The organism is Kineothrix sp. MSJ-39 (assembly GCF_018917935.1).
Classification (GTDB): domain Bacteria; phylum Bacillota; class Clostridia; order Lachnospirales; family Lachnospiraceae; genus CAG-194.
In genome coordinates, this window is record NZ_JAHLPN010000016.1 from 26082 (window position 1) to 50707 (window position 24626).

General features: G+C 44.8%; 23 protein-coding genes. 20 read left to right on the forward strand and 3 right to left on the reverse strand.

What is annotated here, in order from left to right; all coding sequences use genetic code 11:
- Nucleotides 1-16 precede the first annotated feature (16 nt).
- The 3 genes from KQI22_RS10420 to KQI22_RS10430 are packed head-to-tail and all read left to right on the forward strand — an operon-like array spanning nt 17 to nt 2034.
- On the forward strand, nt 17-628 hold the full coding sequence (locus KQI22_RS10420) for a TetR/AcrR family transcriptional regulator (RefSeq protein ID WP_216552056.1): 612 nt from the start codon (nt 17-19) through the stop codon (nt 626-628).
- Complete coding sequence (locus KQI22_RS10425; RefSeq protein WP_216552057.1) at nt 625-1248, forward strand: GNAT family N-acetyltransferase; 624 nt, start codon at nt 625-627, stop codon at nt 1246-1248. The genes KQI22_RS10420 and KQI22_RS10425 overlap by 4 nt, the downstream gene beginning before the upstream one ends.
- Nucleotides 1249-1275: 27 nt before the next feature.
- Nucleotides 1276-2034 carry a class I SAM-dependent methyltransferase gene (locus KQI22_RS10430; protein WP_216552059.1) on the forward strand — a complete coding sequence of 253 codons (759 nt, stop codon included), beginning with the start codon at nt 1276-1278 and terminating at the stop codon, nt 2032-2034.
- Between the two features lie 46 nt (nt 2035-2080).
- Here the strand turns inward: KQI22_RS10430 and KQI22_RS10435 are convergent, their stop codons facing one another.
- Nucleotides 2081-2992 (reverse strand): collagen-like protein, encoded by a 912-nt coding sequence (locus KQI22_RS10435; RefSeq protein ID WP_216552061.1) that lies wholly within the window; start codon nt 2990-2992, stop codon nt 2081-2083.
- A 579-nt stretch (nt 2993-3571) separates the two neighbouring features.
- A complete protein-coding gene (locus KQI22_RS10440; protein ID WP_216552063.1) occupies nt 3572-3958 on the reverse strand; it encodes a PH domain-containing protein in 387 nt (128 codons plus the stop codon).
- Nucleotides 3959-4140: 182 nt separating this feature from the next.
- Between KQI22_RS10440 and KQI22_RS10445 the strand changes: the two genes are divergently transcribed.
- The 6 genes from KQI22_RS10445 (at nt 4141) to KQI22_RS10470 (ending at nt 11240) form a co-directional block, all read left to right on the forward strand.
- A complete protein-coding gene (locus KQI22_RS10445) occupies nt 4141-4989 on the forward strand; it encodes a hypothetical protein (RefSeq protein WP_216552065.1) in 849 nt (282 codons plus the stop codon).
- 21 nt (nt 4990-5010) lie between these two features.
- A complete protein-coding gene (locus KQI22_RS10450) occupies nt 5011-5742 on the forward strand; it encodes a Fic family protein (RefSeq protein ID WP_216552067.1) in 732 nt (243 codons plus the stop codon).
- A gap of 21 nt (nt 5743-5763) precedes the next feature.
- Nucleotides 5764-6438: a DNA alkylation repair protein gene (locus KQI22_RS10455; protein WP_216552069.1), complete on the forward strand. Its 675-nt coding sequence runs from the start codon at nt 5764-5766 to the stop codon at nt 6436-6438.
- 24 nt (nt 6439-6462) lie between these two features.
- Entirely contained in the window at nt 6463-7515 is a 1053-nt protein-coding gene (locus KQI22_RS10460; RefSeq protein WP_216552071.1) for a GGDEF domain-containing protein, read from the forward strand.
- A gap of 114 nt (nt 7516-7629) precedes the next feature.
- Nucleotides 7630-9387, forward strand: coding sequence for an ABC transporter ATP-binding protein (locus tag KQI22_RS10465; protein WP_216552073.1), 1758 nt, complete (start codon nt 7630-7632; stop codon nt 9385-9387).
- Nucleotides 9387-11240 (forward strand): ABC transporter ATP-binding protein, encoded by a 1854-nt coding sequence (locus KQI22_RS10470; RefSeq protein ID WP_216552075.1) that lies wholly within the window; start codon nt 9387-9389, stop codon nt 11238-11240. Before KQI22_RS10465 ends, KQI22_RS10470 begins: the two co-directional genes overlap by 1 nt.
- Nucleotides 11241-11245: 5 nt before the next feature.
- On the opposite strand, the gene KQI22_RS10475 is transcribed toward KQI22_RS10470, so the two are convergent.
- Nucleotides 11246-12088 carry an AraC family transcriptional regulator gene (locus KQI22_RS10475; protein ID WP_216552077.1) on the reverse strand — a complete coding sequence of 281 codons (843 nt, stop codon included), beginning with the start codon at nt 12086-12088 and terminating at the stop codon, nt 11246-11248.
- 285 nt (nt 12089-12373) lie between these two features.
- Between KQI22_RS10475 and KQI22_RS10480 the strand changes: the two genes are divergently transcribed.
- The 11 genes from KQI22_RS10480 (at nt 12374) to KQI22_RS10530 (ending at nt 24559) form a co-directional block, all read left to right on the forward strand.
- Nucleotides 12374-13741, forward strand: coding sequence for an MFS transporter (locus tag KQI22_RS10480; protein WP_216552079.1), 1368 nt, complete (start codon nt 12374-12376; stop codon nt 13739-13741).
- A 96-nt stretch (nt 13742-13837) separates the two neighbouring features.
- Nucleotides 13838-15007: a glycoside hydrolase family 5 protein gene (locus KQI22_RS10485; protein WP_216552081.1), complete on the forward strand. Its 1170-nt coding sequence runs from the start codon at nt 13838-13840 to the stop codon at nt 15005-15007.
- Nucleotides 15008-15063: 56 nt separating this feature from the next.
- The gene (locus tag KQI22_RS10490) at nt 15064-16710 is read left to right on the forward strand and encodes a glycoside hydrolase family 43 protein (RefSeq protein WP_216552084.1); all 1647 of its coding nucleotides are present in this window, start codon (nt 15064-15066) and stop codon (nt 16708-16710) included.
- Nucleotides 16711-17265: 555 nt separating this feature from the next.
- Nucleotides 17266-18417: a trans-sulfuration enzyme family protein gene (locus KQI22_RS10495; RefSeq protein ID WP_216552086.1), complete on the forward strand. Its 1152-nt coding sequence runs from the start codon at nt 17266-17268 to the stop codon at nt 18415-18417.
- Between the two features lie 57 nt (nt 18418-18474).
- Complete coding sequence (locus KQI22_RS10500) at nt 18475-19653, forward strand: MalY/PatB family protein (protein ID WP_216552088.1); 1179 nt, start codon at nt 18475-18477, stop codon at nt 19651-19653.
- A gap of 139 nt (nt 19654-19792) precedes the next feature.
- Nucleotides 19793-20617, forward strand: coding sequence for a TrmH family RNA methyltransferase (locus KQI22_RS10505; RefSeq protein WP_216552090.1), 825 nt, complete (start codon nt 19793-19795; stop codon nt 20615-20617).
- Between the two features lie 61 nt (nt 20618-20678).
- The gene (locus KQI22_RS10510; RefSeq protein ID WP_216552092.1) at nt 20679-21344 is read left to right on the forward strand and encodes a YczE/YyaS/YitT family protein; all 666 of its coding nucleotides are present in this window, start codon (nt 20679-20681) and stop codon (nt 21342-21344) included.
- A 275-nt stretch (nt 21345-21619) separates the two neighbouring features.
- Nucleotides 21620-22495 carry a DMT family transporter gene (locus KQI22_RS10515; RefSeq protein WP_216552094.1) on the forward strand — a complete coding sequence of 292 codons (876 nt, stop codon included), beginning with the start codon at nt 21620-21622 and terminating at the stop codon, nt 22493-22495.
- A gap of 221 nt (nt 22496-22716) precedes the next feature.
- The gene (pdxS, locus tag KQI22_RS10520) at nt 22717-23592 is read left to right on the forward strand and encodes a pyridoxal 5'-phosphate synthase lyase subunit PdxS (protein WP_216552096.1); all 876 of its coding nucleotides are present in this window, start codon (nt 22717-22719) and stop codon (nt 23590-23592) included.
- Nucleotides 23593-23607: 15 nt separating this feature from the next.
- The gene (gene pdxT / locus KQI22_RS10525; protein ID WP_216552098.1) at nt 23608-24186 is read left to right on the forward strand and encodes a pyridoxal 5'-phosphate synthase glutaminase subunit PdxT; all 579 of its coding nucleotides are present in this window, start codon (nt 23608-23610) and stop codon (nt 24184-24186) included.
- A gap of 97 nt (nt 24187-24283) precedes the next feature.
- Nucleotides 24284-24559, forward strand: coding sequence for a metal-sensing transcriptional repressor (locus tag KQI22_RS10530; RefSeq protein ID WP_216552100.1), 276 nt, complete (start codon nt 24284-24286; stop codon nt 24557-24559).
- Nucleotides 24560-24626 lie beyond the last annotated feature (67 nt).

Sequence of the window (24626 nt, forward strand, 5' to 3'; positions counted from 1 at the left end):
TTGGGGAGGAAATAGTATGGGAAATACAAAAGAAGAAATTTTACTTGTTTCGCTGCATCTGTTTGCGCAGGATGGTTATGAAGCAGTATCCGTCAGTCAGATCGCCGGCGAGCTTGGTATTACTAAAGGGGCTCTGTATCGGCATTATCAGAGCAAACGGGATATTTTTGACCATATTCTTGCACGTATGGAGCAGGGGGATGGGGAGCAGGCTGAAAGTCACGATATGCCGCAGGAACGGAAAGAAAATGCGCCGGAGAGCTATCAGGAGCTTTCATTTGCAGATTTTATGGCATACAGCCTGTCTATGTTTGCATACTGGACAGAGGATGATTTTGCATCCTCTTTTCGTAAGATGCTTACCTTGGAGCAGTTCAGAAATGCGGAGATGCAGGGGCTGTATCAGCAGTATCTGGTGAGCGGACCTGTGGCATATGTAAAGGACCTGTTTGAAAGCATGAAGGTTGACAGAGCCTTCGAGAGGGCAGTGCAGTTTTATGCAACGATGTTTTTCTTTTACAGTATGTATGACGGGGCAGAGGACAAAGAACAGGTAAAGCTGGAATTTGAGACATCGCTTAGAAAAATTGCGGAAGAATTATACGGAAATGAAAGGATTGGAAAATGAAAGATTCAATAATCATTCGGACGGAAAAAGAAAAGGAATACAGAGAAGTAGAAAATCTCGTAAGAGAGAGCTTTTGGAATGTGTATCGTCCGGGCTGTCTGGAGCATTATGTGCTGCATCAGCTCAGAAAGGATGCGGCCTTTGTACCGGAGCTTGATTTTGTGATGGAAATGGGCGGACAGATCATAGGACAGAATATGTTTATGAAGGCAGAGATACAGGCAGATGACGGCAGAAAGATACCGATCATGACAATGGGACCAATCTGTATTGCACCGGACTTAAAGCGAAAAGGCTATGGGAAGATTCTGCTCGATTATTCACTGGAAAAGGCAAAAGAACTGGGCTGTGGAGCCATCTGTATGGAAGGAAATATTGATTTTTACGGAAAAAGCGGCTACAGACAGGCAAGTGAGTTTGGAATCCGTTATCACGGACTTACGGAAGATGATGATGCTTCCTTTTTCTTGTGTAGGGAGCTTATTCCGGGATATCTCGATGGCATTACAGGCGAATATGCGCCGCCACAGGGCTATTATGTGGATGAGCAGGAAGCAGAGGCATTTGATAAAACATTTTACTACAAGGAAAAGAAAAAATTACCGGGACAACTGTTTTGACAGGCAGAAAGTGAGGTGCAGGTAACCATGAAGGCAATGGAAAAAGACTGGTATAAGAAGATATGGACACTGGACATCCAAAATATGTCATGGGTAGAGGACACAAAAAGACAAGTAGATTTTATCATCAAAACATTGGAGCTGAAAGGAAGCGAAAAAGTTCTGGATCTTGCCTGTGGGTTTGGACGCCATGCACTGGAATTTGCAAGGCGCGGATATGATGTGACAGGAGTTGACATAACACCGGAATATGTGGCATATGCAAATGAACAGGCAAAGAAAGAAAAATTGCAGGCTGTATTTATCTGTGCAGACATCAGAGAGGTAAAATTCACTCAAAGTTTTGACGTAGTGCTCAATATGGCAGACGGTGCGATCGGTTATCTGGAAAATGATGAGGAAAACAAAAAGATATTTCATGTGGTCGCAGATGCACTGAAAAAGGGCGGAAAACACTTTATGGATATTATGAATGGAAGCTATGCGGATACACATTTCCCCTGTAAACTGTGGGATGCGGGAGAAAGTGGTCTGACACTATCCGCATTTGAATGGGATAAAGCTACCAGAACACTGCTTTATGGTCAGGTAGACTATGCTTACGATAAGCCGCTCACAAAGCCGGAGCTTGAGGAAGGAAATTCGATCAGACTGTATACACTGGATGAGATCGCAGCAATGACAGAGCCTTTGGGGATGCAGATACATAGTAGTTATGCGGATTTTGACGGGAAACCTTCGTCGGATCAGGCTATTCAGCTACTGATATATTCTGTACGGAAATAGAAAACAGGACTTTCCGATCCGGGAAGTCCTGTTTTATTTTAATCATTTACACGGTAGGTGGCTCATAGCTGACGTCAACTTCACTCCATTGTACCCAGACGGAGGTGCGGGCAGCACCATTGGAGATAAAGGAGCGGATCTCGCATAAGGACCAGAGTTTTGTTTCGGGATCTTGTTGGCGGATCTTGATGCTGTGAGATTCCTGCGATTGTGTATACATCAGATCGTCAATGACGGTCCGGGTCGAGATGGTTGCATTATTAAAGGTCTGTGATTCAACGGAGCTTCCATTATAAATAGCAATTCTACGTATATCAGTGAGAACGGGAACAGTCGTATCTTTGGCAGCGACGCTGATCCGGACAGAAGTAGTGGAAGTATTCTGATAAGTCAGAATCAGATTTCTTAATGGAATATTCAGAGTACTGCCGGAAGCAGAAAGATTTACATGATATTCCTCAAGTGGTTTAAACAGGTTAGGCGTTGTGATATCTTCTGCAGGTGTTTTAAAGTTCAACTTATAAGTGAGCGGTGTATCCTCTACAACCGTGATGACAGGAGTCTCGCCGGTGTCGCCTTTTGGTCCCTGGATACCCTGCTCCCCCTTTTCACCGGTATCACCCTTGTCACCTTTGGGACCAGTCTCGCCGGTGTCGCCTTTCGGTCCTTGGATACCTGGTTCGCCTTTTTCGCCGGTATCACCCTTGTCACCTTTGGGACCGGTTTCGCCGGTGTCACCTTTCGGTCCCTGGATACCTGGCTCACCCTGTGGACCTGCAGGGCCCTCTGGACCGGGAATGCCCTGCTCGCCTTGAGGCCCGGGGCAGCCTTTATCGCCCTGAATTCCCTGCGGGCCAAGTTCACCCTGTGGACCCTGCATACCTACAGGTCCTTGTTCGCCGATCGGACCGCGTTCGCCCTTTTCACCACGTTCTCCTTTCGGACCGGGAGGTCCCATAGGACCGGGATCACCCTGTGGCCCAATCGGCCCTTTATCCCCTTTGGGCCCGATCGGCCCCGGATTCCCCTGAATACCCTGAGGACCAATATCTCCGGTATCTCCTTTCGGACCAATATCTCCACGGACACCTTGTGGACCTCTCGGCCCCATAGGTCCTGCAGCACCTCGTGGGCCGACAGGACCGGTACATCCGGTTTCTCCTTTTACACCGCGTGGCCCCATAGGACCCTGCTCACCGCGCGGACCTTGTTCACCACGAGGCCCTTCCGGCCCCATAGGACCGGGAGGACCCTGAATCGTTACATAAGTGCCGCAGGAATCATAGCCACCGCAGCAATTTCTGCATTTATTATTTGGACAATTCATCATAGAAATACCACATCATTGTTTTGCTATTATCATATGCAGAAAAGCATGGATTGGGCAATAAAAAACAGGCTTCCGTAATCGGACAGCCTGTTTTATGTTATGGCGACGAGGAAAATGCATGCATTTATGCAGTGCATTTGACGATCGCTAATCAGAGCGAGATTCGCAGAGCGTATCTCGTCTCTGTACGATAAGTAACCTATGAAATTAATGTGTATTTTCGTCATCGTCGTCATCATCCATATCATGACTGATGTATTCACGACTGCTGACTCTTTTTCTGGTACGTTCTTCTTCCACCAGTTCGGAAATCATTTCCTTGACATTTTTGGAATCCTTAATATTTTTGATTTCAAAATCGCCCATTGTTTTATCGGCGGAACAGCATTTGATCGTGCCAAGACCGAATAATCGCTGCCAGAGCTTACGCTCCAGAGACAGATCCATGATCCTGTACAGACGGACTTCATCTTCTTTTGTGCTGAGTAAGCCTGTGCTGATGAAAAGTCTGTCCTCCGTTAAACTGTATTTTGTAAATGTCCAAGGAAGACCGAAAATGATACGTTTTCTGTCTTTCCATTTTATCTCTGCCATATGGTACCTCCCAACTATTTTATAAAGATGGTAACACGCTTATTTTTGTTTGTAAATGTTTATGGGGGAAATAATTTATGGTATAATATTAAAAATACATGACACTAAAGGTAATATATGTTTGGGTGAGAATATACAAACAGAAATTTATAATATACTAATGGGGAGGATGGGGGTAACAGATGGATAAAAAAGAGCAGGAAGAACGGCGTCTGATTAATGAAATAAATGAAAAAAAGTTCAAAAATAATGTAAAATATTTAATGGAACATAGTGGATCATTGACTGTTTTTATAACTGTAATCACTGCAATCGTTACTTTTATTTTTAAAACATTTATCGTTGCTTATGATTGTGGAACATTGGATCATTATGGGATTATACATGGATATATTAGTATATCGAATGAAGGAAAAGTGTACGTTGTATTTTTGTATATGGCATTTTTTGTATTATATTTAGTAATATGTAATCAAATGTATAAATGGATAAGAATAAGGGGACTTAAGAATATTATTGAGTTTATTGGAACTTATATATTCACTATGTTTATTGTATTTCTGGTTATTCAGTATAGAGAAGGAGAAAAAGGTATTCGAGACTTCTTCACAATAGGAAATGGTATTGTTCTTTTTATAGTTGTCCTTTTTATGATTGTTCCAGGAATACTTTGTGTTCATTCTTTTCATGCTGATCAACAGGAATCTAATCATAAATCATATGTACATAAATATTTTAATATTAAGGTGTTAGCAATATTGTTAATTGGTATATCGCTAGAAATTTCCATTATCTATGGGTGGGGGAGAAGTAGTGCTAACAGTAAAAAAAATTATAAAATCATTAACAACACAGAGGCAGTAATTTATGAAAATGCAGATATTTATATCGTGTCTCCATGTGAGATAGATGAAACAAATAATATTGTCATATTTAACCATACACAGAAAATAATAGATAAGAAAAATGTCACAACAGAACAACAACGATTTGAAAAGGTATCTTTAGGTAAAGTGGCTATGACTAAATAGAATCTATGAGAAGGAGCAAACATGGTTCAGTATAAAAAATGGTTGATCGAGCGGTTCATGATCGAGAGAAAGCGTTTTGACCGGTCAGGGGTATATGCATATACACAACGGACAATGGCGTATAATTCCAATAAGATAGAGGGAAGTACACTGACACCGGAGCAGACAGCCTCTTTATTTGATGAAGGGACACTTCCGCAAAATAATGATTATTACAGGGCAAAAGACGTAGAAGAAACAAATGGTCATTTTTTGATGTTTAACTATATGCTGGATACATTGCAGGAAGAGTTATCAGAAGAATTGATCAAGAGATTTCATTATGAATTAAAGTCGGGGGTATTTGAAGATAGAGCAAACGGATATGCGATCGGTGCGTATAAGACCCGTCCGAATATGGTGGGCATGTATAAGACAGTTCTGCCTAAAGATGTCGGGGTGGAAATGGAAAAACTGCTTAATTGGTACCATGAACAGGAAAAAGATATCAAAACACTTGCTGAATTTCATGCCAGGTATGAGGCAATTCATCCTTTTCAGGACGGAAATGGCAGGACAGGAAGGCTTCTTCTGTTCAGAGAAAGTCTGAAAAATGAAACGCTTTCTCCGTTTATTATACTGGATGACGATAGAAATGCTTATATAGAAGGACTGAAAGAATACCGGGAAAGTAAAAAAGTAGACAAGCTGGTACAGTTAATGGAGAAGGAAATGAAAAGCTATTATGAAGAATGCCAGTATTTTATGGAATAAACAAAGGAACAGGTACACTCCATGACTTCACTACAAAAGCAGTTATTTTCCATGCAGGATCTGGCATATAGGGATTTTCACAGCAATCTGATGCCGGGTATTGATAAGAATACGATCATCGGGATACGGACACCGCAGCTTCGGAAATTTGCAAAGCAGCTGGCACAAACAGAGGAAGCAGAGCAGTTTCTGCGCCAGCTGCCGCATCAATATTATGAAGAAAATAATCTGCATATGATGCTGATCACGCAGATCAAAGAATATGAGAGCTGTCTGGCAGAGGTAGAACGCTTTCTGCCTTATGTAGATAATTGGGCGACCTGTGATCTTCCAGTGCCTAAATGCTTTGAAAAGCACAAAAAAGAGCTTATAACGGTTATCAGAAAGTGGATTTCATCCGAAAAAACATATATAGTACGTTACGGGATCGGGCTGCTGATGCGTCTTTATCTGGATGGGGATTTTGATCCTGTGTATCTGGAGCTTGTCACAGCGGTGCGGTCAGAGAAATATTATGTAAACATGATGATCGCATGGTATCTGGCGACAGCACTGGCAAAGCAGTGGGAGGAGACAATCCCCTATTTAGAGGAGCATCGTCTGCCGGAATGGGTACACAGAAAAACGATCCAGAAAGCGATCGAAAGTTACCGCATCACAAAAGAACAGAAGGAATACTTGCGCAGTCTGCGTTAGCGGCGGGTATCCAGGGGATAGAAAATGAAAAAAGACAGTACTTTTTATCAGGCAAAGTTTGAATATTACAGAAGCATCAATATGTGGCTGGTTATCGTGATCAGTCTCTCTTCTTTATCTTATACCGTTTCAGACTGGTATCTGTTTGGGCGGATCAATCTGGTGACGGTTCCGGCAAGAACAGCCATACTGATCCCATTTGCCATATTTATGATCGTCAATGCAAAGGTCAATGATTACAGGATCATTGTACCGCTTTCCTATCTGGTGGGGCACAGTGTCATGTGGTGTACGATCGGCGCCTGTGTGTATCTGCCGGATCTGACATTTGCAAGTGACGGTTTTATCATTATCATGGCAATCTTTATTTTGCTGGGATTTGCCGCACCATGCAAGTGGGGCATTGTGCTGACAGGCCTTATTTTTGTGGATATTGCGATCGCCAACACATTTCTGCATTATCCGGAATTTGCCATGATGCTGATCCTGGGAATCCCGTTTTATGTGGGGATCTGTATGATCGACTGGGCAATAGAACGGACGTATCTTTCCCAGTACGAGGCAAAGCAGCAGCTGGAAGAAAATGCATATCATGACCAGCTTACAGGAATTTACAACCGCAATATCATGGACTCCATTATTGATGAGAAGAAATGTTTCAGGTGCTTTGGTGGCAAAAATTTATGTGTGCAGCTGATGGATATCGATCTGTTTAAGCATGTGAACGACACTTATGGTCATGAGGGTGGAGATGTCGTGCTGAAGGAAATTGTCAAACTGGCTGTTTCACAGACGACGGATGTACCAAATTACATGATCCGCTGGGGCGGAGAAGAGTTTTTGCTGATCACGCAGGAATCGCCTGCCATGGCGGTAAACCGCGCAGAAAAGATCCGCAGGATAATTGAGACGCAGGCAAGAAGTGTATGTCCTGTTACGGTTTCCATCGGCGTCACAATTTATGAAGGCGGCGATTACAATCATGCAGTCCAGAAAGCTGATCAGGCATTGTATATTGCCAAAAACAGTGGCAGAAATCAGGTATATGTGGAAGAGAGTATGCAACGTAAAATTTAAACATGAGAAAATGTTTCATAATTTGTTTATATATATTTAATTGACCTGTCATGGCACCTGCCCTATAATCAGAGACATTGACCGATGTATGAGATTTAATGGAGGCGCCTTGAGATGTTAAAATTATTTAGAAACCTGAAAAAAGAGGAATGGTGCCTGATCGCTGTTTCTCTTATTTTTATTGTGCTGCAGGTGTGGCTGGATCTGACAATGCCGGAATATATGGCGGACATTACCAGACTGGTGCAGACACCGGGCAGTGAGATGGGAGATATCCTGGCAGCAGGCGGTAAGATGCTGCTTTGTGCGCTGGGCAGTTTGGCAGCGGCGGTCATCACAGCAATCTGCGCTGCAAAGATCGCCACAGGATTTTCCAAAACGCTGCGCGGTCTGTTATTTGAAAAAGTGCAGTCTTTTTCTATGGAAGAGATTGGCAGATTTTCCACAGCCAGCCTGATCACACGATCCACAAACGATGTGACGCAGATCCAGATGCTGATCGTGCTTGGGCTGCAGATGCTTGTAAAAGCACCGATCATGGCAGTATGGGCAATCTGCAAGATCGCAGACAAGAGATGGCAGTGGACATTGACAACCGGTGTTGCGGTAGCGGTATTACTGATTGTCGTAGCTGTCTGTCTGGTACTGGTTATCCCGAAATTCAAGAGAGTACAGACACTTACAGATGATCTGAACCGTGTGACAAGAGAAAATCTGACCGGACTCCGCGTGGTGCGGGCGTATAATGCGGAAGGTTATCAGGAAGAAAAATTTGAGAAAGCAAATGAGGCGCTGATGTCAAATAACCTGTTTGCACATCGTGCCATGTCTTTTTTGATGCCGAGTATCCAGCTTGTTATGAGCGGTCTTTCTCTGGCTATCTACTGGATTGGTGCGGTTCTGATCCATGAAGCGCAGCTTATGGATAAGATCAGCCTGTTTTCCGATATGATGGTATTTTCACAGTATGCGATCCAGGTTGTTATGGCATTCATGCTCCTTGTCATGATCTATATGATCCTGCCAAGGGCGTCAGTTTCTGCGCATCGTATTTTAGAGGTGCTGGAAACAGAGCCTTCCATTATCGATGGCAGGGAAGAAAACGGAAAAGCCGGTGTAAAGGGAGAAGTGGTATTTGACCATGTTTCCTTCCGTTACCCGGATGCGGATGCCTGTGTCCTGAATGATATTTCCTTTACGGCAAAGCAGGGAGAAACGGTTGCACTGATCGGTGCAACAGGCTGCGGCAAAAGTACCGTGATCAATCTGATTCCGCGTTTTTACGATGTGGAAGATGGACAGGTACTTGTGGACGGCGTAGATGTCAGAGACTATAAACAGAAAAAACTCCGTGACAAGATCGGTTACATTTCGCAGAAAGCAACGCTCTTTTCCGGAACGATCCGCTCCAATGTGGCATACGGAGACAATGGGAAGCAGCGGGCAACTGATGCAGATGTAAAAGCTGCGGTAGAGACTGCACAGGCAGAAGAATTTGTGGCTGGAATGAAGGATACGTATGATGGCTATGTGGCACAGGGCGGCAGTAATCTGTCCGGCGGACAGAAGCAGAGACTGTCTATTGCACGTGCGATCGCCCGTAAACCGGAAATACTTATTTTTGATGATTCTTTCTCAGCACTTGATTATAAAACAGACCGGATCCTGCGAAAAGCACTGGATCAGACGTGTAAGGATACGACGCGTATTATTGTAGCGCAGAGAATCGGAACGATCCGTGATGCAGATAAGATTATTGTACTGGAAGATGGCAGGACCGCGGGTATGGGCAAGCACGAAGAACTGATGCAAAGCTGCGAGGTATATCAGCAGATCGCACTTTCACAGCTTTCAAAGGAGGAACTGGCATAATGGAAAAGAACGAATATGAAGTAGGTCAGATGAAACAGCCAAGAGCCAGAGGCCCAATGGGGCGTGGAAGAAATATGACAGGAGAGAAGGCAAAGGATCTGACCGGAACATGGAAAAAACTGCTCCTGTATTGCAAAGAGTATCAAATAATATTTATCATAGCGATCCTATGCGCCATAGTTGGTACGGTCTGTACGCTGATCGGCCCGGATAAGCTTTCGGATATGACGGATACGATCACGGCGGGCATTATGCCGGGCACGCAGATGGATATGGATAAGATCCTGCATATTGGTCTGTTTCTTGTTGTACTTTACGTGATCAGTTATGTGTTATCATCATTGCAGGGTTTCCTGATGGCAACCATGACCCAAAAGGTTTCCCGGAAGATGCGCTCGGCTATCTCTGATAAGATCAACAGATTACCTATGTGGTATTATAATACCACAACGACAGGAGATGTTCTGTCACGTGTTACAAATGATGTGGATACGATCGCACAATCCCTGAACCAGAGTATCGGAACAATGATCACAGCGGTCATTCTTCTGGTGGGCAGCCTGTTTATGATGCTGATCACAGATGTACGGATGACACTGACAGCAGTTGTGGCGAGTTTACTCGGATTTGTGATCATGTTTACGATCATGGGAAAGAGCCAGAAATTCTTTATCCGCCAGCAAAGACATTTGGGAGCAATCAACGGCCATATTGAAGAAATCTATGCAGGTCATACGGTCGTGAAGGCATATAACGGAGAAGATGAGGCACAGGCTAAGTTTGACGAAATGAATGAAAAGCTCTGTGAGAGCGGTTTTAAGGCACAGTGTATGTCAGGTATGATGATGCCTATTATGAGTTTTATCGGCAATCTGGGTTATGTGGCAGTCTGTGTGGTAGGTGGTGCACTGGCACTGCATGACAGCATCAGTTTTGGTGTGATCGTGGCATTTATGATGTATGTGCGGTACTTTACACAGCCGCTTTCCCAGATCGCACAGGCACTGCAGTCCCTGCAGTCCGCAGGAGCAGCGGGAGAACGTGTTTTTGAGTTCTTGGAAGCAAAAGAGATGGAAGATGAAAGCGGAAAGCGGAAAGCACTTCCGAATTGTAAGGGCGAAGTGGTATTTGACCATGTAAAATTCGGCTATGAGGACTCTGATAAGACGATCATCCATGATTTTTCCGCAGTCGCAAAGCCGGGACAGAAGGTGGCGATCGTGGGACCGACAGGTGCAGGTAAGACGACAATGGTCAATCTGCTGATGCGTTTCCATGAGATCCAGGGCGGACGGATACTGATCGACGGAATCCCGACCAGTGAGCTGACAAGAGAAACCGTGCATGAGCAGTTTTGTATGGTATTACAGGATACGTGGCTTTTTGAAGGAACGGTGCGGGAAAATCTGATCTATTGCAATGAAGGTGTATCCGAAGAAAAAATGAAAAAGGCATGCAGCGCAGTAGGACTCGATCATTTCATCCGCACACTTCCAAAGGGCTATGATACTGTTTTGAATGATCAGGTCAATCTGTCACAGGGACAGAAGCAGCAGCTGACCATTGCACGTGCCATGATCGCCGATAAGCCGATGCTTATTCTGGATGAAGCAACCTCTTCTGTGGATACGAGAACAGAGCAGCAGATCCAGAGGGCAATGGATCTGCTTATGGAAAACAGAACTTCCTTTGTCATTGCCCATCGTCTTTCCACGATCAAGGATGCGGATCTGATCCTTGTCATGAAGGACGGCGATATCATTGAAAGCGGAACCCATCAATCACTGCTGGCACAGAATGGCTTTTATGCAGAGCTTTACAACAGTCAGTTTGATATACTGGAAACAGCCTGAAATGCTTACGACTGCGCATGCATCTGACGTATTTTCAACGGTGTATCGCCAAAGTGTTCCCGGAAAACGCGGCGGAACAGCTTATAATTGGAAAAACCGTGTCTGTCCAAGATAACATTGACAGGATCTTTGCTGGTGATCAGATCCTGATAAATGTGGGACAGACGAAGCTCGTTCTGATATTCCAGAAAGGTGGTGCCCATGTTGTTTTTGAAAAAACGACAGAAGTAGCCCGGTTGCAGGCAGGCAACATCTGCAATCTCCTGAATGGAGATCGGTTCATTATAATGTTCGGTTGTATATTGGAGAACTGGATTTAAACGATCCAGTTCTTTTTTCTTTTTACTGAAATCGGAATGCATGACTTTTGTGCTGAAATTATGATAAAGCTGGAACAGCACTTCAAACAGCAGACTGTTAAAACGCAGTAAAAAACCGTCCGGCTGCATATCATTGGCGATCTGCATCTTTTCCAATGTATTTTTGAAAATATCCAGCTTGGTACGTTCCTTTGGATCGGCGGAGCCTTCCGGCAGATGGAACAGAAGAGAGCGCACCTGCGGGATATAGGTTTCAATAAAGTCCAGAGGGATCTGGAATACGACCGCCGTATTGGGAATGGTACACTGGGTAGCGTGTACGACATTGGAATTGATCAGGATACACTGCCCGGCAGTCAGTTCCTGCGTATGGGATTCCACAGTAACGGTCAGCGCGCCGGTCTGCAGATAAATGATCTCGATCGCTCTGTGCCAGTGGGAGGGAATATAACTGCCGTTATCGACAGAAGTATAAAAACGTACTTTGGTCGTGACCGGAGTCAGGACGATCTCATGTGTTGTGCTCATATTATGTCAACCACCTTTGCGTATTGTGATGAAGTCCTGTTATGTGACTTGCAATTTATGTGTTATCCAGATCATAACATGCGATAGGATAAGATACAATGAAAAAGAGAATATCGACCTATTTTTCAGTGAGTATAGATACTAAACATATCAGAAAGTCTATTGTAAAATAACCTTACAAACAAAGATAGATGTGAGCGCAAACAACTATTTAATAAGCGATAATGGCAAAAGAGAGAGATTTTTGCAAAGAAAAGACTTAGGAAGAAAGAGGAGAGCTACAAAATGGGAAAGAGTAAATTGACCTTTAAGCAGATTTTAGAACGATTTTCTTATGGCTGCGGCGATTTCGGCTGTAACATCATTTACACAGCAATGTCCGCATTCTTATTATTCTACTACACGGATTATGCAGGGGTAAGTGCACTGGCAGTTGGTACGATCATGATGGTATCAAGAATCTTTGACGGTATCAGTGATATTATCATGGGTGTTATCGTAGACAGAACAAAATCCAAATTCGGTAAAGCAAGACCTTGGATCCTGCGTATGTGTATTCCGTTTGCCGTATGCGGCGTGCTTCTGTTTTCCGTTCCTGCATCCTGGGGACAGACAGCAAAGCTGGTTTACATCTTCGTAACATACAACCTGACATCAACAGTTGTATATACAGCGATCAACGTACCTTATTCATCTTTAAATGCCCTGATGACACAGGATCCATATGAAAGATCCGTACTGAGCATTTTCCGTAACCTGCTGGCAACTGCCGGAACACTGATCATCAACACAGTAACCCTTCCTCTGGTAGAGTTCTTCGGTGACAACGTATCAGCATGGACAAAAGCATTCTGTGTCCTTGGCCTGTTAGCAGTGATCGCATTCCTGTTCACTTTCTTTGGTACAAAGGAACGTGTAAAAGCAGCAGCACACGATGAAAACGGTGAGGCTGTTGATGTTCCTTTCAAGGAAGGTCTGAAGGCTTTATTCAAAAATAAATACTGGATCATGATGACATGCATGCTTGCACTTTTCTTCTTAATGTATTCCGTAAACGGTGGTTCTACTGTTTATTATGCAAAAGACATTTTAGGAGACAGAAACTTAGTCAGCACGATCAACGGTATCTTCAATGTGGTACAGATCCTTGCCATGTTCTTTATTGCAATGCTTGTTAAGAAATTCGGTAAGAGAAACGTATTCTCCCTTGGACTGGTACTTGACATCATCGGTATGCTGATGCTGAACTTCTCCGGCGGTGCAATGCCAATGATCGTAGCATCCAGTATCGTAAGAGGTATTGGTAATGCCTGCGGCGGTGCAACTATGTGGGCAATGGTATCTGACACGATCGATTACGGCGAATGGAAAACTGGCTATCGTACAGAAGGTCTTGTAAACAGTGCCTGCAGCTTCGGTTATAAGATCGGTAACGGACTGGGCTCCGCACTCCTTGGTCTGATCCTTGAGATCGGTGGTTATGTGGGAGATGCAGCATCACAGACAGCTTCCGCACTGGCTTCTATCCGTATCAGCTTCGTATGGATCCCAATCGCAGTATATGTGATCGGTCTGATCATTATGAAGTTCTGGCAGCTTGACAAAGAATTCGACCAGATCATTGCAGATCTGAAAGAAAGAGCAGCAAAGTAAGAATATAAAAGCAGAACAGAAAATGCCCCGGCAGCAGCAAGCTGACCGGGGCAATATAGAAAAGATCCATAAAGAAAGACAGAAAGGAAGAATCGTATGTATATCAAAGGTGTGAATTTAGGAAACTGGCTGGTACTTGAAAAATGGATGAGCCCTGCTTTATTTGCAGGTACAACAGCAGAAGACGAATACTATCTGCCGCGCCAGCTTTCCAAAGAAGTATATGAAGCAAGAATCCAGATGCATCGTGCAGAATATATCTCAGAACGTGATTTTGTAACGATCAAAAGCATGGGAATGGAAGTGATCCGTATCCCTGTACCATATTTCATATTCGGAGACAGAGAACCGTTTATCGGTTGTATCAAAGAGCTTGACAAAGCATTTGCCTGGGCAGAAAAATACGGCCTTCAGATCCTGATCGATCTGCATACGGCTCCGATGGGGCAGAACGGATTTGACAATGGCGGTATCTGCGGTGTCTGCAGATGGGCACAGTGTCCGGACGAAGTGGAATTTACACTGACTGTTTTAGAGCGTCTTTCTGAAAGATATGGCGATCGAAAAGGACTCTGGGGCATTGAAGTGATCAACGAGCCGCTGACAGAAGCAGCATGGGAGTCCTTTGATATCACAAAACGTTACCCGGCTGTAGATCCGGAAATGGCAAAGGGCACAGCCCCGATCAGCATGGCATTTTTAAGAGAGTTTTATAAAAAAGCATATGCACGCATGAGAGCGCATCTTGCACCGGAAAAATATGTTGTGATCCACGATGGCTTTGACCTGATGGCATGGAAAGATTTCATGCAGGAGGACGAATATCAGAATGTTGTGCTGGATACCCACCAGTACCTCATGATGGCAGAAATGGATGGCTGTCCGCAGACTGTGGAAGGCTATGTAGAATATGTACAGACAAAATATGCAAAGATGATCGAAGAAATGGAGCAGTATTTCCCGGTTGTCTGCGGCGAATGGTGTTTATTTAACTCCCTTGCCTGCGGCTGTGATACAAAGGGCGGACAGTCCGTATTAAACGGTATGGAAGGCACTGCACAGGAAAGCTTTTCACCGGAGCAGAAAAAAGAAATCTATCAGGCAGTTGCCAATGCACAACTTGATGCATGGAAAAAGGGAAGCGGTTACTTCTACTGGAGCTACAAGCTTTTAGTAGATACCGTCAATGAGCCGGGCTGGATCGGCTGGGACAGTTGGGATCTTGGCAGATGTGTTGATTTTGGCTGGTTTCCGACAAATAGATAGAAAGCTGTAACAGATAAATTGACAGATGAGTATACATGAGAAACGGAGAGAAAAATATGATTCAGAATCCAATTTTTAAAGGGTTTAATCCTGATCCCTGCGTATGCAGAAAAGGGGATGATTATTATGCAGCAGTTTCTTCTTTTGAGTGGTTTCCGGGCATTCCGGTCTACCATTCCAAGGATCTGAAAAACTGGGAATTATATACACATGTACTGACAGACGATACAGAGGTAGATCTGAAAAAACTCCCTTCCGCAAAGGGAATCTGGGCACCTTGCCTGACCTATTGCAAGGAAGAAGATTTATTTTATGTAGTATACGGTGTTATGAATTCCATGAATGCCAGATACTTTGATGTAGACAACTTTGTGATCACGGCAAAGGACATCAAAGGACCGTGGAGTAAGCCTGTATATCTGCATTCTTCAGGCTTTGACGCTTCCATGTTCCATGATGATGACGGAAAGAAATATGTTGTGTCACTGGAATGGGAAACACGTGCTGGCTATGAAAAACCAGGCTTTATCAGTATTGTAGAATATGATCCTGTGAAAAAGGAGATCGTTGGTTACCCTCGGCCAATGTGGCGCGGTGGTACAGACAGAGGCTGTATTGAAGCCCCTCATCTGACCAAACGCGGTGGCTATTACTATATTATGTGTGCAGAAGGTGGAACCGGATATAATCATTGTGTGACGATGGGACGTTCCAAAAATGTCTGGGGACCTTATGAAAGAGATCCAAAGAACCCAATTGTGACATCCTCTCCAAATGAATCCAATGAACGTCACGACCCGGATCACTTGAAACCAAAATACTTTAATCCGGATTCCATTCTGCAGAAATCAGGACATGGCAGCTATGTGGAAACACAGAACGGAGAAGTATATCTGATGCATTTATGTGCAAGACCGTTTGTACCGGAGCTTCGTTGTACACTCGGCAGAGAAACTGCGATCCAGAAAATGATGTGGACAGAAGATGGCTGGCTGCGTATGGCAGACGGCAGCAATTTTGCAAAGATGGAAGTCGAAGAAGCCAATCTGCCGGAAGTAAAACTGCCACAGGTTCCATCCTTTGATGATTTTGACGGGGAAGAGCTGGGTAACTGGTATTATGCACCAAGGATCATGCCACAGAGCTTTGCAGATGTAAAAGCACGTCCGGGCTATGTGCGTATCCGTGGACAGGAAGCCAGAACTTCTTTAAATAAAGTCAGCATCCTTGCTAGAAAACTGACAAGCGTTTATGCTACGATCACAACCAAAATGGATTTCAAACCGGAGATCCATCAGCACAGCGCAGGTTTGATCCTGTACTATGACAATATGAATTATGTAAACCTCAGAAAGTATTACAGTGAAACGCTCGGACAGAGTGCACTTTCCATTATCCAGCTTGACAACGGGGAGAAGGAAGAATTTTTAAATACCAGAATTCCTGTTGATGACAGAGAGGTTTACTTAAGACTCTGCATCAGAGGCCGCCAGTCCTGGTTTGAGTGGGGCTATGACGGAGAACACTTTGAGAAGATCGGTAAAGTATTCGATACCACAAAGTATTCTGATGAGTACTGCAAATACGGTGAATTCACAGGTGCTTTTGTCGGGCTGACCTGCGCAGACCGCATGAAGCACAGCCATTATGCAGATTTTGATTTCTTTGACTATGAGGCAGATGAAAGTAAGCCGGTAGACTAAGACTGATAGTGAACTGCTGGAAATATATAAGATAGGTAGCATATAGATAAACGCCGGAATGATATCTACAAAGCAATCGATAGCGTAGACGACTGAGATTTGTGAAACACTTGCCGAGCGGAGAGACCACCATGCTTTTTGGTGGCCGGAGCTCGTGCAAAATGTGTTTCAAACAAATCGCAAGGGAGTCAAGCGTGATTGCGTGTAGATGTCATTCCGGTGTTTTATTATGTCTTATAGATTATGTCCTATAGATCGTGGCTATAGATAAAGGCTATAGCAGATTATAATCTTCCTGCATTATGCAATAACGGATTAGTATGATAAACTGGTTATATCTTATAAAATATATAATTCCTATCAAGACAGTATGTTATAGTGTGAAAATAAGATAAAATGTAAAACAAAAAGAAAAATATAAAAAACACGAAGAGAAAATACAAAGAGAAAAACCTAGGGAGCCATGATTTTGGTAAAGCACTTCATAATCATGATCTCATAGAAGATAGGAATCATTCGATAGCAGAACAGATACGAAAAGGCAGGAGAGACGACATGGAAAGAGGAATCAATACACGATGTCTCCATCTGGAGGAGACAGAAGGAAAGACAGAAAACTATGGTGCGATCAGTTATCCGATCTACCAGACAGCAACCTATGCACATCCGGGTGTAGGGCAGAGCACAGGCTTTGACTATAGCAGACTGCAGAACCCGACCAAAGAGCATCTCGAAAAGATCGTGGCTTCTTTGGAACATGGCAGCGATGCATTTGCACTTTCTACCGGAATGGCAGCAATCACTCTTTTGATGGAGCTTTTCAAGCCGGGCGATCATCTGATCGTGGATAGTGATCTGTACGGCGGAAGCATCAGACTGTTCCGCAATGTATCCCAGAAAAACGGCATCACATTTTCTGCAGTGGACAGTTATCAGGATGATATTGAAAGCTTTGTAAAGGAAGAAACAAAGGCAATCTATATTGAGACCCCGACCAATCCGATGATGAATGTGGCAGATATCGGAAAGCTTTCCGAAATTGCAAAAAGACACAATCTTTTGTTAATTGTAGACAACACATTTTTGTCGCCGTATTTCCAGAATCCGTTGACGCTGGGAGCAGATATTGTGGTACACAGCGGAACAAAGTTTTTAGGCGGACACAATGATACACTGGCAGGCTTCCTTGTGACGAACAGAGAAGAGATCAGTGAACGGCTTCGTTTCCTGATCAAGACAACAGGAGCCGGTCTGGCACCATTTGACAGCTGGCTGATCCTGCGTGGTATTAAAACACTCGGAATCCGTATGGAGCGGGCACAGAAAAATGCACTTGAGATCGCAAACTGGTTGAAAACACAGCCTGCTGTGACAAAGGTCATCTATCCGGGACTTCCGGAGCATCCGGGATATGAGATCATGAAAAAACAGGCAAGAGGCTTTGGTTCTATGCTGACATTTTATGTAGACAGCAAAGAGCATGCATTTGAAATTCTTGAAAAAGTGCGTATGATCAAATTTGCCGAAAGTCTGGGCGGCGTGGAAACGCTCCTGACTTATCCGACAACACAGACACATGCAGATGTCCCGCAGGAGATCAGAGAGAAGAACGGCATTACAGATTGTACGCTGCGGCTTTCCGTCGGCATCGAAGATGCCCAGGATCTGATCGTAGAGCTGACGCAGGTGTTTGCGGAGCTTAGCTGATCATAGAGCTGGCACAGGAAAAGAAAGACCCGAGAAAAGCAAACAGGAGACAAAAACATGGCAGAGAGAAATTTGGATTTTGACCGGATCATTGACAGAAAAAATACTAGATGTTTGAAATATGATTTTGCCGTAAAGCGTGGTATGCCGGAAGATGTATTGCCGCTCTGGGTGGCGGATATGGATTTCGAGACATCCTCTTACATAGAAGATGCATTGACAGAACGCGTGCAAGAGGGTATTTTCGGATACAGTGATGTGCAGACGCCTTATTTTGAGATCGTCAGAGACTGGATGGTAAGACATCATGACTGGGAACCGCAGGAGAAGTGGCTCATCAAAACACCGGGCGTTGTATTTGCACTTGCCATGGCTGTAAAAGCATATACCGATCCGGGAGATAAGGTGCTCCTGCAGCAGCCTGTATATTATCCGTTTTCCGAAGTGATCACTGACAATGGCAGAGAGGTGGTCAGTAATGATCTTGTCCTGACGGAGGATGGAACCTACAAGATAGATTTCACAGATTTTGAGCAGAAGATCATTGCAAACGGAATTAAACTGTTTCTGTTATGCAGTCCGCACAATCCGGTCGGCAGAGTCTGGACAAGAGAAGAACTGGAGAAAATCGGTGATATCTGTGTGAAGCATGGGGTAACGGTTGTCAGTGATGAGATCCACAATGACTTTGTCTGGGAAGGAACACATACCGTATTTGCAGGTATCAAAAAGGAATTTGCGGATATTTCCGTTACCTGCACCTCACCAAGCAAAACCTTTAATCTGGCAAGTATGCTGATCTCCAATATCTTTATTCCGAATCAGACACTTCGCCGGAAATTCCGCAAGGAAATGGACCGGGCAGGGATCAGCCAGCTCAGCGTGCTGGGACTGGTGGCGACAGAGGCGGCTTATGCACACGGAGATGAATGGTATACTGCCATGAAAAACTATGTCAGAGATAATATTGCGTTTGCCAAGGCATATGTAGAAGAAAATCTGCCGGGCGTCCGCATGATAGACACACAGGGAACTTATCTGATCTGGCTTGATTTCAGACAGACGGGTCTTACCGTAGAAGAACTGGATCATAAGATCATTTATGAAGCCAAGCTCTGGCTGGACAGCGGCAAGATCTTCGGGAAAACAGGAGAAGGCTTTGAGCGGATCAATGTGGCATGCCCGAGAGCTGTTTTGCAGGAGGCACTGGATCGGATCCGTGGCATTTTGCAGTAGAAAGCAATGAACCAATAAGTCCTGTTTTGCATTTTTGTGTAAAAGCTGTTAGAATAATCCTTGACTATGTCAGGGATTATTTTTATGTAATAGGAAACTTCGTTCCTGTTACACAAAAACATTGCGCAGCGAGGAAAAAATGCAACTGATTGATATAACGGATTTTCAGGATCCGGCACTTGATGTATATGCCAGAATATCGGAAGGGCAGCTTTTAAACAGGGCAGAGCCTGAAAAGGGAATGTTCATTGCAGAAAGCCCGAAAGTGATACAGCGGGCACTTCAGGCAGGCTATCAGCCCATCAGCTTTCTGGTAGAGAAAAAATTAGCACAGACAAACCGGGAAACAAGAGAGCTTCTGGAATGCTGTGCGGACATTCCAGTCTATACAGCCGAGTTTGAAGTATTAACACAACTGACAGGATTTATGTTAACCAGAGGAATGCTCTGTGCGATGTACAGAAAGCCGCTTCCATCCATGGAAGAGGTCTGCAGGGGAGCAAAGCGGATCGCTGTTTTGGAAAATGTCGTGAATCCGACCAATGTAGGTGCGATCTTCCGGTCAGCAGCGGCACTTGGCATGGACGCGGTGCTTTTGACAAGGGCATGTTCTAATCCTTTGTACCGGCGGGCGATCCGTGTCAGTATGGGAACGGTATTTCAGGTTCCATGGACATTTGCGGATGCAGACTGGGAAAGCACCGGTGTAGAAAAGCTACATACACTCGGATTCCGGACAGCAGCACTTGCTCTTTCAGACGATTCGGTCAGTATAGAAGAGGAAGCACTGCGCAGAGAAGAAAAGCTGGCGGTTGTGCTTGGGACAGAGGGTGAAGGACTGCTGGACGGGACGATCGCAGCGTGCGATTATACTGTGCGGATCCCCATGCAGCATGGCGTGGATTCCTTAAATGTAGCTGCGGCGAGCGCAGTTGCCTTTTGGGAACTGCGTAGCAGGATGTAGAAAACGCGGGATAGAGGACGCGGGAGACGGAAAATACAGATAGAAAAGAAGGTTTAGGGAAATGAAAAATTTAAAAGTCAGAGTGCCCATGTATCTGGTCGGGTTATTTATTATGACGGTAGGGATTGCCGTATCGGTGAAGTCGAATCTGGGTGTTTCACCGGTCAGCTCCATTCCGTATACCATGACCTGTGTATGGGGGATCGAAATGGGAAAAGCAACGATCCTGTTTCATGCGGGACTGGTGGTATTACAGATCCTGCTGCTAAGGAAGCGATTCCGGCCGATCCAGTTATTACAGGTGCTGGTGGGCGTGATCTTTGGCTATTTTACAACCTTTTGTAATTATCTGATGACATTTCTGCCAACGCCGCATCTTATGATAGTCAGGCTGCTTATGATGCTGTTAAGTGCAGCACTCATTGCATTTGGCATCTTTTTATATCTGCCGGCAGACCTCATTCCACTTGCGGGAGAGGGAGCGATGCAGGCGGTAGCACAGGTGACGGGTATTGCATTTTCAAAGGTAAAGATCGCTTTTGATTGCTCTATGGTAACCATTTCGGCAGTTACCTGTCTGTTACTGATCCACGGACTGGGCAGTGTCGGCATTGGAACAGTGATCGCAGCCGTTCTGGTGGGATATATTTTAGGCTGCTTTACAAAGCTGCTTGGCAGCAAGAGAGATCAGATCCTGCATGGAACTGAAAATGAAAAAAGTATGTAGGGATAAGACAGATCGCAAATCGAAAGAAACCGTAATAAATACACAAGCATGGATTTATTTGTTCGGTGTTTTACTTTTACTTATGAAATGAAACCTTTTACAGACCTGTCGCATATTAATATTCATAGAGGCATCTTTGATCAGATGCTGGGCGTTGGCGATGTGTAACTGTTATGTGAGCATACCGATATCTATGCTGATACGATGTATCCAAATGATCTGCGCCCGGAAGAAAATCATGGATACCAGACAAGTTATAAAGGACTGGATTGTTAATGAAGGAAAGAAACAAAGGTATATTTTATATTACGCTGGCAGCATTTTGCTTTGCACTGATGAGTCTGTTTGTCAGGCTGTCCGGTGATCTGCCGCCTATGCAGAAGGCATTCTTTAGAAACTTTGTCGCGCTTTTGTTTGCGGGCGGTATTTTATGGAAAAAACATATTTCTTTGAAGGTACCGCGCGAGGACTGGATTTATTTGTTTTTGCGTGTTTTCTGCGGAACGGCGGGGGTGATCTGTAACTTTTATGCGATCGACCATCTGCATATAGCGGATGCTAACATGCTGAATAAGATGTCGCCGTTTTTTGCGATCATTGCCTCTTATTTTCTGCTGAAAGAGAAGGTGGCACCGTATCAGGCAGCCTGCGTTCTACTGGCGTTTACAGGGGCTTTGTTCATTCTGCGGCCGGGCTTTGATTCCATGGTAACGATCCCTGCATTGATCGGTCTGCTGGGCGGTCTTGGAGCAGGGATTGCCTACACAATGGTAAGAATCCTGGGCGGACATGGCGTAAAAGGGCCGATCATTGTGTTTGCCTTTTCTCTGTTTTCCGTACTGGTGGCAGTACCGTATCTGCTCTTTGCCTATACACCGATGAGCATGCAGCAGTTTCTGTGTCTGATGCTGGCAGGACTGGCAGCAGCGGGCGGACAGTTTTCCATTACGGCGGCGTATACACATGCGCCTGCAAAGGAAATATCTGTCTTTGACTATATGCAGATCGTCTTTTCTTCGCTCCTTGGTATTTTCATCCTGCATGAGATGCCGACGGTGCTCAGTGTGATCGGCTATGTGATCATTATCGGGGCATCGATCATCATGTTTTTACTGAACCGCAAAAAAGACAGGGTATCAGAGACTGGGTAAGCATAACGTGGGATATGTCGGTTTATTTGAAAGTCAAATAAAGAATAGCACATAAATGTGGTATGGTATAAAAAGTGTAAATTGGCACTTTTAACCATACCACTTTTTCTATATGATTTGTCACAAGAGATCGTTAGCTGGCATCTTACATTGAAAACGGACAAAAAGCAGACATGGCAGGAGCATGCTGCCTTGTCGATAAACGAAAAGGAGAACAGAATATGAGTCAGGACAGATATGCGTTAAATAAAGAACTTGCACAGATGTTAAAGGGTGGTGTCATTATGGACGTAACGACACCGGAGCAGGCAAGGATTGCGGAAGAAGCAGGTGCCTGTGCAGTCATGGCACTGGAGCGGATTCCGGCAGATATCCGTGCAGCAGGCGGTGTTTCCCGTATGAGTGATCCGAAGATGATCAAGGGAATCCAGGAAGCAGTTTCCATTCCGGTCATGGCAAAATGCAGGATCGGACACTTTGCGGAGGCACAGATCTTAGAGGCGATCGAGATCGATTATATCGATGAAAGTGAAGTGCTTTCACCGGCAGATGATGTGTACCATATTGACAAGACAAAGTTCAAAGTACCGTTTGTATGCGGTGCAAAGGATCTGGGAGAAGCACTCCGCAGAATCAACGAGGGAGCTTCCATGATCCGTACAAAAGGCGAACCGGGTACAGGTGATGTGGTACAGGCAGTCCGCCATATGCGTAAAATGAACCAGGAGATCGCAAGACTGACTTCCATGCGGGAGGATGAACTGTTCCAGGCAGCAAAAGAGCTGCAGGTTCCGTATGAGCTGGTTGCTTATGTACATGAAAACGGAAAGTTACCTGTTGTTAATTTTGCAGCAGGCGGCGTGGCAACACCTGCAGATGCAGCACTGATGATGCAGCTTGGTGCAGAAGGTGTCTTTGTCGGTTCCGGTATTTTCAAATCCGGTGATCCGAAAAAGAGAGCAGCAGCGATCGTCAAAGCAGTGACGAATTTTAACGATGCCAAGATGCTGGCAGAGCTTTCCGAGGATCTCGGAGAAGCGATGGTCGGTATCAATGAGCAGGAAATCGAGCTGCTGATGGCAGAACGCGGAAAATAAAAAGGCGGTGAAAGAATGACGATTGCAGTTTTGGCAGTGCAGGGTGCCTTCATAGAACATGAAAAAAAGCTGCAGGCACTCGGCGCAGACGTATTTGAGATCAGACAGGCAAAGGACCTGGAACGGCATTTTGACGGTCTGGTGCTGCCCGGCGGAGAGAGCACGGTACAGGGAAAGCTTTTGCGGGAGCTTGGACTGTTTGAAGCTTTGCGGGATAAGATCAGAGCAGGACTTCCCGTGATGGCAACCTGTGCCGGTCTGATCCTTTTAGCAGAGCATATTGCGGATGATCCTACCGTACACTTTGGCACGCTTCCGGTCACTGTAAAGCGGAACGCTTATGGCAGACAGCTTGGCAGCTTTCAGTGCACCGCAGATGTGGAAGAGATTGGTAAGCAGCTTCCGCTTACCTTTATCCGCGCGCCATATATCGAAAAGGCAGAGGATGCGGTAAAGGTACTGACCCGTGTAGACGGTAATATCGTAGCAGTCAGATATGAAAACCAGCTTGGGATGTCCTTTCATCCCGAGGTAACAGAGGACAACCGCGTGCATGCTTATTTTTTACAGATGTGTGAGCAGAAACTGTCTTGACAAAGAAAAAGCCTTCTTTTACCATATACATGTACCCCCAAGGGTATCAAAACGGAAAAGCAGGGCAGAAAGAGCCTGTTGGAGAGGAAGACAGTTCATGAGACAATGTATGGATACAGATAATCTGCACAGAAGGATGAAGAAGATTATCGGTCAGCTTCAGGCAATCGACCGGATGGTGGATGAGGATGTCCCGTGTGAAGATATCCTGTCACAGATGAATGCGGCGAAATCAGCGATCCACAAGTGTGGACAGATCGTTTTGGAAGGGCACATCAAGCATTGTGTCAGAGATGGCATAGAGCATGGAGATGCGGATAAGACGATCGAAGATTTTACAAAAGCAGTAGAGCGCTTTGCCAATATGGGGTAAGGCGCTCTTTTTTTATCGGTTGACAAACCTATACCCCTATAGGTATAATAAAGCCGAATCAGAAAAA

Bases quoted from the DNA above. Each gene is read 5' to 3' on its own strand.
- KQI22_RS10470 (WP_216552075.1), top strand. From the start codon at position 9,387: ATGGAAAAGAACGAATATGAAGTAGGTCAGATGAAACAGCCAAGAGCC.
- KQI22_RS10465 (WP_216552073.1), top strand. From the start codon at position 7,630: ATGTTAAAATTATTTAGAAACCTGAAAAAAGAGGAATGGTGCCTGATC.
- KQI22_RS10530 (WP_216552100.1), top strand. From the start codon at position 24,284: ATGAGACAATGTATGGATACAGATAATCTGCACAGAAGGATGAAGAAG.
- KQI22_RS10510 (WP_216552092.1), top strand. From the start codon at position 20,679: ATGAAAAATTTAAAAGTCAGAGTGCCCATGTATCTGGTCGGGTTATTT.
- KQI22_RS10460 (WP_216552071.1), top strand. From the start codon at position 6,463: ATGAAAAAAGACAGTACTTTTTATCAGGCAAAGTTTGAATATTACAGA.
- pdxS (WP_216552096.1), top strand. From the start codon at position 22,717: ATGAGTCAGGACAGATATGCGTTAAATAAAGAACTTGCACAGATGTTA.
- KQI22_RS10485 (WP_216552081.1), top strand. From the start codon at position 13,838: ATGTATATCAAAGGTGTGAATTTAGGAAACTGGCTGGTACTTGAAAAA.
- KQI22_RS10455 (WP_216552069.1), top strand. From the start codon at position 5,764: ATGACTTCACTACAAAAGCAGTTATTTTCCATGCAGGATCTGGCATAT.
- KQI22_RS10505 (WP_216552090.1), top strand. From the start codon at position 19,793: ATGCAACTGATTGATATAACGGATTTTCAGGATCCGGCACTTGATGTA.
- KQI22_RS10420 (WP_216552056.1), top strand. From the start codon at position 17: ATGGGAAATACAAAAGAAGAAATTTTACTTGTTTCGCTGCATCTGTTT.
- KQI22_RS10430 (WP_216552059.1), top strand. From the start codon at position 1,276: ATGAAGGCAATGGAAAAAGACTGGTATAAGAAGATATGGACACTGGAC.
- KQI22_RS10440 (WP_216552063.1), bottom strand. From the start codon at position 3,958: ATGGCAGAGATAAAATGGAAAGACAGAAAACGTATCATTTTCGGTCTT.
- KQI22_RS10495 (WP_216552086.1), top strand. From the start codon at position 17,266: ATGGAAAGAGGAATCAATACACGATGTCTCCATCTGGAGGAGACAGAA.
- KQI22_RS10480 (WP_216552079.1), top strand. From the start codon at position 12,374: ATGGGAAAGAGTAAATTGACCTTTAAGCAGATTTTAGAACGATTTTCT.
- KQI22_RS10475 (WP_216552077.1), bottom strand. From the start codon at position 12,088: ATGAGCACAACACATGAGATCGTCCTGACTCCGGTCACGACCAAAGTA.
- KQI22_RS10425 (WP_216552057.1), top strand. From the start codon at position 625: ATGAAAGATTCAATAATCATTCGGACGGAAAAAGAAAAGGAATACAGA.
- KQI22_RS10445 (WP_216552065.1), top strand. From the start codon at position 4,141: ATGGATAAAAAAGAGCAGGAAGAACGGCGTCTGATTAATGAAATAAAT.
- KQI22_RS10500 (WP_216552088.1), top strand. From the start codon at position 18,475: ATGGCAGAGAGAAATTTGGATTTTGACCGGATCATTGACAGAAAAAAT.
- KQI22_RS10490 (WP_216552084.1), top strand. From the start codon at position 15,064: ATGATTCAGAATCCAATTTTTAAAGGGTTTAATCCTGATCCCTGCGTA.
- KQI22_RS10515 (WP_216552094.1), top strand. From the start codon at position 21,620: ATGAAGGAAAGAAACAAAGGTATATTTTATATTACGCTGGCAGCATTT.
- KQI22_RS10435 (WP_216552061.1), bottom strand. From the start codon at position 2,992: ATGGGACCTCCCGGTCCGAAAGGAGAACGTGGTGAAAAGGGCGAACGC.
- pdxT (WP_216552098.1), top strand. From the start codon at position 23,608: ATGACGATTGCAGTTTTGGCAGTGCAGGGTGCCTTCATAGAACATGAA.
- KQI22_RS10450 (WP_216552067.1), top strand. From the start codon at position 5,011: ATGGTTCAGTATAAAAAATGGTTGATCGAGCGGTTCATGATCGAGAGA.